Here is a 12013-nt window from a genome sequence, read left to right as displayed (position 1 = left end):
ACGGCAAGAAGTTGATCAGTAAAATACGAGCCGTGAATGGCTGCTAACGATTATCGCTTGGAGAATTGGACGGGAACCATAACTAAAACAATACCTTGCGAGGCAATCCAACAGCCGTCAATCAGGTGTCAGAAAACTAACCGATTGCAAGGAATTCTCTAGAGGGGGAGTTTCCGATATCGTCACGGTACGTTTTGATGATCTGCCGGCTTTCAGGATCGTAGGAAATGCTCCCTTGCATCATGGCCGCCGCAACCTTGGGGTTATCTTTCAACAGGCGGCCATAGTTCTTTCTCGTCCAGCTGAGGACGATGCTTTGTATAGGGAACGATTCTTTTCGGTCATTTCCATTCCTTTTTATCGGCGTTAGACCGAGCACATTAAGGCAGTATCCTATCGTGCGAGCACCCTTGAAATTCGCATACCTATCCATTTGAATCACATCATTATAAATCAATCGATGGACCTTCTTTCGGAGAATTTTAAAGGGGTACGAGTCGTCAAACGAAAATAGCTCAGCCCACAGTTCGTTGTGCTGAACTACCCATGAAGTCCAAGAGGGTTGTGCAACGCTGCCGGAGGAAAGAATAAGTTTATGAACTAGTGATGACAGCTGGTCATATATATTGAATTCGCTTCGATCAACATATTTCAGCGATCCAATTCTGTGATTGCCTTCTTTCAGCATTATCAAGGTTCCTTTGATAAACTCAACAGTTTCGACCAGTGAATGATAGTCCCTTGATTCGTAAAGCTGCTCTGAAGGCGCTCCATTAAGGCGATATATACTTGATGAAAATGCGCTGAAGGTGGCAAATACGTCATAAACCCCTTGTGCACGGGCGGTGCCGCCTGTCTCAACCAAGTAGTCCTTCAGATAGTGGAGAGCAGCTCTCGAATAGCCGTTCATGCACACTCGGTCGAACGTGCGGGAGTAGGAAAATCCGATGCTCAGCGGAGTTAGACTGCTCTCCGATCCGCACCGCTCAACAAATCGATACGATCCAAAAATCGCAGTAGTAATTGGCTTCTCGTAGCCAAAATAGCTGCCGTCGAGGGGCTCAGCCTCTTCATAGTAAGCAGAGTCCGGGTTGGAGATGAAGGATATTGCAGCCTGTCGAGCAAACTTTCCAACCGGAATCAGTTCGAACTCCGGCTTCTGGCATAGCCGGAGTACGATCACGGCTAGGTACGGAACACGATCCCCGATCACCTTACAAAATCGACGATCGGAAATTAGTAAGAAAAAGTCATGCGCAAAAGCGATTCGTGCTGGAATTCTTCCCTTCCCTTTCTCCCGAATCGTTGGTGCTAAGAGGCGGGCGAAGCGGGCAACTGACAATATTGAATGGCTTAATTCATCTGCGATCACACGAAGCTGATCAGGGTCAGCTTGATGCAAATAGTGATAGTGGACATCAAAAAAGCGCTGGGCGTTAAAGCGCCCATACATTGGAGGTAAGACATAAGCTTTTATGGCAACAACAAATAGGAGCGCTATAATAATTAGTCCGATGACGCCCTTAATAATGCTAGGATCATTTAGGAGGGACGGTATGGGAAGTCTGTTTTCAAACCAAAATTGCACAAACAGAAGTAAAACACCAAGAGAAGCGGAGATCGAGAGCGATAGAAACTTCCAGTTTATCGTTTGTAGGTGGAGACGATATCTGTAGCGAAACTCGGATATCGAGAATATTACAAGGAGAAGAGCTAGAGCGGCCAGATACTCGGAAAAACCGAAGATAGCACTGCCGCTAGACGGTTCAGCAGGGACGAGGGTGTACCAAGCCAGAATACTTTGTGCGTCAGTCATATTTTGAAACCTGCCGTCCTTTGCGATTTTGCAACGTTGGCTTGAATACCACAGACATCGGTCTTTACCCTAGGTGACGTGAGATAATGCTTCGATGCGTAGGCCACCATCTTCCGCATATCAGTGTCGGCTTACGCAGGAGCCAAATGCACTTCTGTAAATGGATGAGGCCGAGCAGCCCATTTTCTCAGATCCTTCGAAGAATCTGTCTGGACACCAGCAAACGGCATGGATGTGCGGGCAGGACATGCCTTCGTATTTGTCATCAATGTAGGCGTGGCAAATGGGCTGTAGGGAACGTTGCAGCGGTCGATGGAACTGGGGAAAATACCTTTTCAGGCCTCCGATCCACCAGCCTCGAAAGCGGTCAAATATCACAGGGGCAAACTGGCTGACCACCTATGCTCTCTATAAGGGCCACAGCGGCCCAACAGACGGCATGGACGTGTCATAGGCATCGTTTTAGCGCTTGTCGTTCAGAAAGCCGCTGCTTGTCATTGTTGGCAAGGAGTGCCCTTATGGAATGTGTTGTATCCGGTGGCGGGGGCCTCATGGAATCCTTCTTGGTCTCGAATCGAATGCAAGGCATGGGTCCGATAGGACTGTCGCCTTGTATACCTACGCTCGATCCGATGGTTCGGCCTGCAAAGGCAAGTCAGGGGTGCTGACGACCTACAAGTACGGCGAGACGTTGATTAGCAAAATACGGGCCCGAACGGGTGCTAACGCCGAGGAATTGGACACACAATGCGCAGTTGGTGGGTGAATCATAAGCAGACGTTTCGGGAAGAAACTGAGGGTGGCTACATCTGGTCACCAAAACAAAACCAAAACGGTGCTCGCAATCAGACGTACGACAATATGGCGTTAGTCGAACCGGGCGATTTCATATTCTCCTATGCGAACCAACTTATTCAACAAGTCGGCATCGCTTCTGATGGTGGAATTGTCAGCACCAAACCCGCCGAATTCGGCACCAAGGGAGAAAACTGGAATGCCAATGGTTGGCTCGTGCCTGTGGAGTGGCGAGCGCTTCAACGACCATTGCGTCCCAAGACCTTTATTGCCGAACTGGTATCGCTGCTCCCCGAAAAACATTCGCCTGTATCGCCTGATGGTGATGGCAGGCAAAACGTGTATCTGGCGGCGATTTCAGATCAGATGTCCCGAGTGCTGCTTTCCAAGATTTCCGAACGGGCGACTCTCGAATCTGCAAGTGTTCACGTCCAGATCCACAACCCAGTTTTAGAAAACGAGGAGGACCACGTTGAACGGTCGATCCTAAACAACACCGATATCAATGCAACCGAGAGAGAAGACCTGATCAAAGCCCGCCGTGGACAGGGGAGGTTTAGGCGAAATCTCGAAGGCATTGAAGGTTGCTGCAGGATAACAGGGGTAGCTGACCGGCGCCTATTGAGGGCAAGCCACATCAAACCGTGGCGGCTCTGCGAAACGAACCATGAGCGGCTGGATGGTCACAATGGGCTGCTTCTCACCCCAACATTCGATCTGTTGTTTGACCGAGGATACATATCATTCAACGATGAGGGCACTTGCCTCGTTGCAGATAGAATCGCTGCATCGGAGCTTGCGCTTATCGGGCTAGTGAACGGTCGGTTTCCGACAGCATTCGACGAAACACAACGCACGTACCTGCGATTTCATCGGCGCCTATTTTCGTTCGCCGATTGATAATTTAAATCTTGGCTGAACAGATTTCAATTCGTGGCTCGCAAATCGAACCTGTCGAAAACAGGTTGCCCGGCCGTATCATGGAAAACAACACGCTCGCCATGAAGAAATTTCTGCGCAACTATCGCCGCCTGCGCAATCGTCTGGCGGCAGCACCGCTGCTTGAATCGTTGGAAGTCATCCATGCTTACATGGTGTTCTTTCAGTTCAAAACGCCGCTTCCTGCTTGGATCAAGCCCATAGAAAATTTCGAGACCAGAGATAAAATCGAGTTGGGACTTTTTGAATGGGAACTGGACATTCTTTGCCGTGAATTGCTGCGTTATGCTTCCCGGTGGGGAACTCTTAACTTTGCACATTGGGATGGACTGGCCGACGCAATAAACCACATGAAGGAGATTCATGACGATGTTCAGAGTGCCTATTCGGACATATTGGACACTAAGATCATGTCCGAAGTATTCCGGATTCAGAACCAACAGTTTCCATGGCAGACGAAACCCAGTAGCCGCTGGCTTGTGCGGTATCTAAAGATATTTGGAGTGAAAGAGTTGGACGAAATGGTCGTCCAGAAGGTCGGATTGCCAGTCGAGAAGATCTTAAGAATAGGTATGGCTTTCTTTGCGATCTATATGAAGAACTTTTCTCAAGGTATTCCGATTGCGGTGGATAATAAGTTTGCTACGACCGAAGAAATGTCGACTTTTGTAAAGCATTTTTCGAGTCAGTTTTGGAACTTGTTTGAAGAGTCGGAAAAAAGCGGAAGCATGGGGGAGGATTTTATTTATGTCAGGAATCCGTTAGTCGTTAAGCCTCTCATACTCCACGATCTGAATGGATCAATGGAACTTGTATGTCCTGTCCCTAACTACCTTATCCGGCGGGTATCGGAAGGCTTATATTATGATATATGCGCTCTGCCGAATTTCTCAGACTTTTTTGGGCCTGCATTTCAGAGTTATGTTGGCGAGATGTTTGAAGCGGCAAATAGGGCTGGGACGTTCGAAATTACGCCGGAGGAAACGTATATTTCTGGTGGCAGTCCCAAGCACACCATCGATTGGATTGTTTCCGACAAAACGGCGCATCTCTTTGTGGAGTGCAAAACAAAGAGAATTACGTATCTCGCCAAAACTAAGGTTCTGGACAGTTCTGCGCTCGACGCAGATGTAAAGGAATTTGGCAAGGCGGTAGCACAGATGTATAAAGCTCTACAGGCTGCGCTCGATGGTGAACATCCGCTTTGGACGGGCGACAATCGGCCGATTTATCCTATGGTTGCAATGTTGGAGGATTTCTATTCGGTGGGGCTATACGAACCAATCCGGAAGGTGGCCATTGAGCGACTCGGAAAAGCCGGGATCGATGCGAAGCTGATGGACCAATACCCATTCACGTTGGCATCCGTGTGGGATTTGGAACTGGCCGTGTTGATAATGTCAGATGTCGGAATTGAAACTTTCATGTCTAGGAAGGTCAATGGCGAGCCCAAGGAATGGGATCTACAGGCCTACACGATGAACAATTTCAGGGATAAACTTAAAGGAATGAACGGAAGCCTATTTCCAGAGGAAATGGATCGGATCTTTCCGGGACTTGCCCAAGGCAAAGGGCGGTGAAACGGAGGCGCCTGATCCATGAAGCAAACCACGTACAAGAGCAGGGGCAGGCCCTGGTTGGCGGCACTGAGCGGTGTCCCGTCGTGTGAGCGTCGGCGCTAGGCCGGCAGCGACATTCGAAGTTCGTATGCGCTTTCGTGCAGAACCCATTTGGCATGATACTTCGATGCATAACGCACCGTGTTGGCAAGGTGCTCGTGCGTTTCATCCGCCGCACGGACATCAAGTTTGTCGAAGCTCGGCCACGGCCTGTCGGACCATCGCCCAAAGCCCTCTACAAGGGCCGTAGGGACCCAACAGACGGCATGGATGTGTGGATATGGCTCGCCATCGCCTTTGTCGTCTAGGAAGGCATGGCAGACTGGCTGAAGAGGTTTTTTGTTTGGCCGGTAGAAGTTTGGAATGTAGTCGGCCAAGCCGTGGACCCACCATTGCCTGAATAGGCCCAAAAGCTCCGACGCAAGTTTCCCGATCAACTCGTGCCGGGCCAAGCCGGTCTTGCCGCTCCACACTCTGCCGTTGAACCAATGGGGGCTAAAGACCGCCGTCACGTGATAGATACGTGATTGTGGTTCGCATCGCTGGCGCTCTGCGAAATCTTCGATTATCCGGTCAGTCTCAAATGTTTTGTAATAATGTAACAACTCTAGTTTCGTAAGCAATCGAACAGGTCCTTATTTTTAGGCAGTTTATAGGTAATAACGTAATTACAGCCGTATAAAATACGTCAGTACAAATGGGGTGATGTGGCGGGGTTCTCGTTCAGGGGCGTTTAAATGAGATACAAAAGCTCCCCGCCGACATCTTGCATGTCAAAGATTGGTCATCTCAAACGACCATAGGTATATATAACGAAAGAAAGCAGTGATTCTGATTTTAATTAAAGATCTTATTCGTGTAGGCCCGACAGCTCATTCGAAAATGTACTCCTTGTTCAGGTATCCAGAAAAGACGACGCCTTCGACGAAGGAGTCAACTACGTCAAACATTTCCTTCAGAGCCTCTTTTTCATGTACCGGCAGCGGTTCTCCAACCTCTGATTTGAGCAAGCGGTCGTTCAAATCGGCAAGGATATTGTATAGAGTATTAAAAAATGCAATTGGATTTATCTGAATGTCTGAGCCAATTACAAAATATGAATCTGTCGCTTCCTTAGCCTTAAGTTCCATGCGATATACTCCTTTTCACGTTGACATCACATGGATATATGTAGCGTCGCATTCGCACAATTCAAATGGCAATCCGGTCAACTGATGAAGTTCGCAAAATGGTTCTAATCAATACATGAAAACTCCAATATATTACAAATGTTGGATTATCGGAGGCCTGTCAAGGCGGCCTTTAGAAAACTATTCCAACCCAAGAAGCACCAATCGAGCGAATTGGACGAACATAACCCCTATTTATACCGTGCTTCATGCAAGTCGCAGAGAAACGTTCTGGCCGGGATAAGCGGCAGACCTAATGTGTCCTGTTTTGACCATGGCGACAGAGCCTCATTACGGTTTTGTGGATGCGAGCAGCGAGCGCCCAATCCCATCGCCACCAACCAAGCCAGATGCCGGCAGTTTCCGCAGCTTCGCTGGACGGCTGCTGCTCGGTTGGATTCTGAGTTAGTCACAACGTGGTGCCAAGGCTGCGTTCGAAGTCCTCAAGCTCGGCTCTATGTTCCTTCCAGTGCTTGGTGAAATTCTGGACGCCGGTTTCCTTTAACAGTCTATCGATTTCGATGCGGGCGGCAGGGCTCAGATGCTCAACCCACCACTTGGCATCGTCCGGTAGTTGTTCCACCAAAAAGCTCACTGAATTTTCGCTCATGCCGACACCGCCATCATTCAGATTTTTCCGGTGTTGCGGCACTTTTTGCCGCCTTGTGTTCCTCGCTGGCGAGATATTTGTCCAAATGGTCCATCAGATGTTCGAAACGCTCGACGCCATCCCTTTCGTCAAGTTCAGCCAGCGTGAACCTGGGGACCGCTTCTTTTTTGCCTTTGTCGATTTGCTGTTCAATGCGTCTTCGCTGCAGATTGCTGGTTGTCCATTATGTCCGATATCACCCTGCGGACTGTGGATCGGCTCAACCCTGTCACGGCTGCAATTCGGCTCGGGCTTTTTTCACCCAAATGCATTTCGATGATCCGGAGCGTCTTCTTCTGGGTCTTCGGGCGACGATACATCAGTCGATTTTCGGGCATTGGGAAGTCTCCTCCTGGTTACTAAGCGGCTTCCTCCAAAATCCGATAGACGGATGACCGTCCAATGCCGAGTTCCTTGGCAATGTCGGTTGGCTTCCTGCCTGCACGATGCATAGACACGACATCGGATGTTTTGCGGCGAGCGGTGGGCGCACGACCCTTGAACTTGTGCTCGGCCTTTGCCTTGGCTATGCCCTCTCGCTGGCGTGCCAGCATGATCTCACGTTCAAACTGCGCAATCGATCCGACGAGGTTCATCAGCAGCCGGCCGGTAGGCGATGTGGTATCTATGGCCATGTCGAGGATTTTCAGACCGACCTGCTTGGCTTCGAGTCTGGCAACGATCTGGCTTAGGTCCGAAACAGAACGGGCAAGGCGATCCAAGCGGGTAACGACGAGCACGTCGTTCTCTCGAACGAAGTCGATTGCCCGCTCCAATTCCGGCCGATTGGAATTAACGGAAGCAACCTGCTCGCTGAAAATCTTGTCGCAGCCCTGCGATTTCAAATCCCGAAGTTGCGCCTCATAGCCGGCCTGCTGCTCAACTGTGCTGGTTCTTGCGTAGCCCACAAACATCCCATGTCCTTCCCAATAGCCTCCAAGACACTGTGGGACAAAATTCCCAAAATGTCAATACAACCCTTGTGGGGCACGGATGGTCGGATACAGTCATTCCCACAAGAGCAGGGCCTATTGGGAAGACCGCCAAGCTGTGATTTGAGCGACGGGGAATTGGAATATGGCGAATGCTTACTTTGATATCGAAGGCGTGTGGATGTCCGAGTTGGGCAATCTTCTCGTGCAAGTCTACCTGTATGAAGATGACGATCATCAAGGTGTCAACCTGCTAGGAAAGTCGCTGGCTCATTGTCGTTTTAGCAACGCAGCTGCCATCACCGTCAGCGCCCCATCCGATGACTCAAGGGTCTGGCTCTGGAGCGTCGCAATACCAGAACGAATGAAGGAAAGTGTCCAGAAGCTCGGTAGCAACTTTCGCTTTTACCGTTTGGCGGCCTCAGTACGAAAGGAGAAGTATTCCACAGTAGCGATTGCCAAGGAAGAGTCATGCTCGCCAGCGCAAAGGCGTGAGGGGTTCTTGGACTTGGAGGTGTGCTTCAATATTAGCGACAAGGACCACTTTTCGAAGGTAGGATATTCTTCGTACGAGTATGGAAAAACTATACTAGACGACTACAAGGCGCCTGAGATCGACGCATACTCTAGGAGCATTGCTGCGATATGGAAAATATTTCTGTCAGAGAGGGAATCTATTGCTTCGTTTGATCAAAAACAGCTATTACTTCCTGCAGAAAAACAGATCATCATAATGAAGCATGACACTGTTCAGAGCGTAGGTTTAGCTACTTCCGATTTGCTAATTTATCGATCCGCATTCATTTACGAAAGCCTATACAGAATTGTTGCTGAGATAAGTTTGGATAGTATCTGCGAGGAACATTATCTTGCGAGTAGTCAAGATCAGGGCGTAGGTGCCCTATTTGATTATTCTATTTTCTACCAATTTTCCAAGGTGGAAGATATTCTGAATGAGATCGTTGAGAGGACGACGAGAAATAATTGGACGTCAGTTCATTTGCCTATGCTAGAAAATTCAAGGAGGATCTTCTCCTCTAAGACGATAGAATTTGTTGGGGCAGAGCGGTATCACGATACGCATTACTCACTGCCACGGCTAATGAGGGCATCTCGCACTTTATTGATTTGCGTCGGATTTTTATTGTGCGGAGAAGTGACCTTAAAAACGACAGCCATAAGAGATCTAAACTGGCTTTTTCAGGACTTCTTTCGGCGTGGAAACGACCCGAGTGCGCTTATGGCGCTTGAGATAATGGAAAGCGCACTCTGGGAGGATTTTCCGATATTTTGCTTTTACAGCCGGGGGCACATTCACGGACCTCAGAGGCTCATGCGATGGAGTGACGATTCCTCAGCGTTGAGGCCAGTCTAAACTCCAAGGCTGCCGGCAAGGCGACAATCTGCAAGGACGACGGACCGGGGTTATTTGGATTTCACAGAGCCAGAAATCATACGATCTTTTTCAAACCGGGATTTGGGTGGAGCGAATGAACAGAAATCGGTCTGAGACATCTGCCGTAAGAATCCTTGCATCGATATTTGCAATTCTTGGAGCGCTGTTTTCCAGCTCATCGTCGGCCAAGACCGCAGAAGAGATAACTGTTCCTTTGATAAAACTGGAATACCCGGGGAATCCACCCAACATCCGGATGCTGTATGTAAAAATACTGCGCCTTGGAATTCGCAAAATAAATCAGCCGCTTTTGTTGGACACCGGCTCGAGCGGCATGACCATCGATTGCGCCGCTGTCCTTCCTGTCAGATTATGTTCCACCAAAGGAATAAAAATCACGAAAAACCTGGAACTGGATGGGATAACCGTCACCACCCAGAAAGCCATCACCCATTACGGAACCTACGACGAGTACGGCAATGTTGCGTTGGCCCGAGTGACGTTCGGCTCATCGAGTTCTCCCGCCTCCACCGAGGCATCGATCCCGTTCCTCATTCGCTACAAGATAGTCAGGCGCAGCACTGGTGAGATTGTCGGTGGCCCGCTGTGGCCAAAAGGCGTTTTTGGCATCTCCCCTGTTGGAGGTGGAGGGCCCAATCAAATGCTCAAATCGCCAATGGACGCAGTGAATGCAAGAAATGGCCTGCGAAAGGGGTACTATCTCTCACCGGTAGGGACCGATTGGAGAGCTTGCACGAACGAGAATGCGAATTGTCCGACGGTCAAGGCCCTCCACATTGGGATACCGGATAGCGTGAAGAGCGGATTCAAAATCCAGAAATGGAAAACCGCCGATGAAAGATACAATTTCCCGACCATCGGCTCTTGTATCTTATTGAAAGAAGAAACAACTTGCCGACCGACGCTGTACGACACCGGAAATTCCACAATCGTGATAGCGAACAACCCGCCAAAAGACTCGGGCGGATCAATGGATGTCGGGACCAAAGTGGCCGTAAAAAAAATGCTGGGGGAGTGGAAGTTCGTCACGTCATACAGTTCCGAGTTGGAATTCTCTCCAACGATCGGTCATAGCATTATTGGCATAAGATACTTCGAGACCAACAGTTTGCTTATTGATTTCGAAGCGAAAGAAATCGGCATCCGCATCGGTAATTGAGCGGAATTATGCGCCCTGACACCGCTTAGTGAACGGGTCCGCCGTCGTGCAGAAGAAGGGAGGCAGCTTTGCACTGGATCCGATTGGGGTACGGCTCTCCCGGCGCTAGACATTTGGCCGTGGTTCGCTGCGACACCCTTGGCAAGGTCAGTTCAGGGGCTGGGCATTGGCAAGTTAGGCAAGTTTAGTTGCCGAGAGCTCGGCGAGCTTTCCTATCAGACTCTCGTTCGTCTTGGCATAGCCCAAGCCGCCGACCCAACTCGACGCCCACCGGCTCTCCAGTTGAAGGAAGCGGCGTGTGCTGGAGTCTCCGCTGAGAGATACGGAGCACCCGGCGTGAAGCGCTTGGCCGTGACTCGGGAAATTCGGTGTGTAACTGGTCACGTGCCTAGCGTTAGCTAACAATCCAAGGCATGCCTATGTCGTCGAACGGTGACTGAAAGCAGCTTTCCTATGTTCGCTGAAAAAACGCTTTTGATCCTTGGGGCAGGGGCCAGCTTCAAGCTTGGCTTGCCCGTGGGCGATGCTTTGAAGTCGATAATCGCAAGCGCCTTGTTCGTGAAAAGCTCTGGTCCGATGGATTTCTCCCTCGAAGATCAAACAATTGAGTCCGCCTTGAAACATCTGGCGGCGCACGACAATCCCCAAGGCTTGAGTCAGGCTATGCTCATTAATGCCTGTAGCCAGATTAGTTCAGCAATGCCCTTAGCCCGTTCGATAGACAACTTTTTGTATTCGCATCAGGAATCCAAAGAGATTGAATTGTGCGGCAAGCTAGGCATCGTCAAATGCATTTTGAATTCAGAGGCTAATAGCCTTCTTCGGCTTGAAAACCAACCCTTTGGCGGGTCAGCAATCGACTTCGCTAAGTTGAATGTCTCATGGCACAACCGGTTTGCAAGCCTGCTTTTCGACTCGACCTATGAAGAGCTAGTGGAGCGACTGAAAAAACTAACTGTAATCATCTTCAACTATGATCGGTGCTTTGAACATTTCCTTTATCATGCGATCAAAACTCACTATGGCACTTCAAGTAAGGAAGCTGCCTATCTAGTCAACTCCATGGCAATCTACCATCCTTACGGAACCGTTGGGAAACTTCCATGGATGGGAGAAACGGGACCATTCGCTGATTATGGAGAAGCTGTGAGCGGATTTCAGTTGCTGGAACTTGTTGACGGCATAAAAACTTATACTGAAGGAGTGGACCGGGAGTCGAGCGAAATCCAAGAAATTCATGAAGCCATCCGCCAAGCCAAAACGGTAGTGTTCCTTGGCTTCGGCTTCATTCCGTTGAACATGCAATTGCTTAGGCCAACTGTTACTGAGAACACTGTAAAAAACAAGACAGTCTATACGACGGCAGTAGGCATATCGCCATTAGATTTCGGCATAGTGCAAGGGTCCATTTCCAACCTTTTATGGAGTACAACGATACGTAGCGGTGTCCATATGTCCTGTGAGAGCCTTTTCAATGACTACGCATTCAGCCTGTTCAATACCTGACCCACGAAAAAC

11 protein-coding genes are annotated in these 12013 nt (G+C 49.4%); 6 read left to right on the top strand and 5 right to left on the bottom strand.

Features of this window, described 5'->3' with window-relative positions:
• Window positions 1-136 precede the first annotated feature (136 nt).
• Window positions 137-1816: a hypothetical protein gene (locus NKH49_RS05175; RefSeq protein ID WP_352925304.1), complete on the bottom strand. Its 1680-nt coding sequence runs from the start codon at window positions 1814-1816 to the stop codon at window positions 137-139.
• A gap of 747 nt (window positions 1817-2563) precedes the next feature.
• Between NKH49_RS05175 and NKH49_RS05170 the strand changes: the two genes are divergently transcribed.
• Complete coding sequence (locus NKH49_RS05170) at window positions 2564-3511, top strand: HNH endonuclease (RefSeq protein WP_352925302.1); 948 nt, start codon at window positions 2564-2566, stop codon at window positions 3509-3511.
• 11 nt (window positions 3512-3522) lie between these two features.
• The gene (locus NKH49_RS05165) at window positions 3523-5130 is read left to right on the top strand and encodes a hypothetical protein (protein ID WP_352925300.1); all 1608 of its coding nucleotides are present in this window, start codon (window positions 3523-3525) and stop codon (window positions 5128-5130) included.
• Window positions 5131-5228: 98 nt separating this feature from the next.
• Here NKH49_RS05165 and NKH49_RS05160 read toward each other — a convergent pair whose 3' ends face one another.
• The 3 genes from NKH49_RS05160 to NKH49_RS05150 all read right to left on the bottom strand — a co-directional run bounded on the left by NKH49_RS05160 (window position 5229) and on the right by NKH49_RS05150 (window position 6990).
• The gene (locus tag NKH49_RS05160; RefSeq protein ID WP_352925298.1) at window positions 5229-5792 is read right to left on the bottom strand and encodes a hypothetical protein; all 564 of its coding nucleotides are present in this window, start codon (window positions 5790-5792) and stop codon (window positions 5229-5231) included.
• Between the two features lie 249 nt (window positions 5793-6041).
• Window positions 6042-6299 (bottom strand): hypothetical protein, encoded by a 258-nt coding sequence (locus NKH49_RS05155; protein WP_352925296.1) that lies wholly within the window; start codon window positions 6297-6299, stop codon window positions 6042-6044.
• 448 nt (window positions 6300-6747) lie between these two features.
• The gene (locus tag NKH49_RS05150; RefSeq protein ID WP_352925294.1) at window positions 6748-6990 is read right to left on the bottom strand and encodes a hypothetical protein; all 243 of its coding nucleotides are present in this window, start codon (window positions 6988-6990) and stop codon (window positions 6748-6750) included.
• 55 nt (window positions 6991-7045) lie between these two features.
• Here NKH49_RS05150 and NKH49_RS05145 point away from each other — a divergent pair, with 55 nt between their 5' ends.
• A complete protein-coding gene (locus tag NKH49_RS05145; protein WP_352925292.1) occupies window positions 7046-7267 on the top strand; it encodes a hypothetical protein in 222 nt (73 codons plus the stop codon).
• A gap of 79 nt (window positions 7268-7346) precedes the next feature.
• On the opposite strand, the gene NKH49_RS05140 is transcribed toward NKH49_RS05145, so the two are convergent.
• Window positions 7347-7901, bottom strand: coding sequence for a recombinase family protein (locus tag NKH49_RS05140; protein ID WP_352925290.1), 555 nt, complete (start codon window positions 7899-7901; stop codon window positions 7347-7349).
• A 163-nt stretch (window positions 7902-8064) separates the two neighbouring features.
• Here NKH49_RS05140 and NKH49_RS05135 point away from each other — a divergent pair, with 163 nt between their 5' ends.
• The 3 genes from NKH49_RS05135 (at window position 8065) to NKH49_RS05125 (ending at window position 12001) form a co-directional block, all read left to right on the top strand.
• Window positions 8065-9294: a hypothetical protein gene (locus NKH49_RS05135; protein ID WP_352925288.1), complete on the top strand. Its 1230-nt coding sequence runs from the start codon at window positions 8065-8067 to the stop codon at window positions 9292-9294.
• Between the two features lie 115 nt (window positions 9295-9409).
• Window positions 9410-10495 (top strand): hypothetical protein, encoded by a 1086-nt coding sequence (locus NKH49_RS05130; RefSeq protein WP_352925286.1) that lies wholly within the window; start codon window positions 9410-9412, stop codon window positions 10493-10495.
• Window positions 10496-10948: 453 nt separating this feature from the next.
• Window positions 10949-12001, top strand: a complete 1053-nt coding sequence (locus NKH49_RS05125; RefSeq protein ID WP_352925284.1) for a hypothetical protein — start codon at window positions 10949-10951, stop codon at window positions 11999-12001.
• Window positions 12002-12013 lie beyond the last annotated feature (12 nt).

It is taken from the genome of Mesorhizobium sp. M1088 (assembly GCF_040318575.1).
Taxonomy (GTDB): Bacteria; Pseudomonadota; Alphaproteobacteria; order Rhizobiales; family Rhizobiaceae; genus Mesorhizobium.
This window is presented reverse-complemented; position numbering and strand designations above follow the sequence as displayed.

Excerpts from the sequence above, each read along its gene's own strand:
- NKH49_RS05155 (WP_352925296.1), bottom strand. The coding sequence starts at position 6,299 with ATGGAACTTAAGGCTAAGGAAGCGACAGATTCATATTTTGTAATTGGC.
- NKH49_RS05130 (WP_352925286.1), top strand. The coding sequence starts at position 9,410 with ATGAACAGAAATCGGTCTGAGACATCTGCCGTAAGAATCCTTGCATCG.
- NKH49_RS05145 (WP_352925292.1), top strand. The coding sequence starts at position 7,046 with ATGTTCGAAACGCTCGACGCCATCCCTTTCGTCAAGTTCAGCCAGCGT.
- NKH49_RS05135 (WP_352925288.1), top strand. The coding sequence starts at position 8,065 with ATGGCGAATGCTTACTTTGATATCGAAGGCGTGTGGATGTCCGAGTTG.
- NKH49_RS05125 (WP_352925284.1), top strand. The coding sequence starts at position 10,949 with ATGTTCGCTGAAAAAACGCTTTTGATCCTTGGGGCAGGGGCCAGCTTC.
- NKH49_RS05140 (WP_352925290.1), bottom strand. The coding sequence starts at position 7,901 with ATGTTTGTGGGCTACGCAAGAACCAGCACAGTTGAGCAGCAGGCCGGC.
- NKH49_RS05170 (WP_352925302.1), top strand. The coding sequence starts at position 2,564 with ATGCGCAGTTGGTGGGTGAATCATAAGCAGACGTTTCGGGAAGAAACT.
- NKH49_RS05175 (WP_352925304.1), bottom strand. The coding sequence starts at position 1,816 with ATGACTGACGCACAAAGTATTCTGGCTTGGTACACCCTCGTCCCTGCT.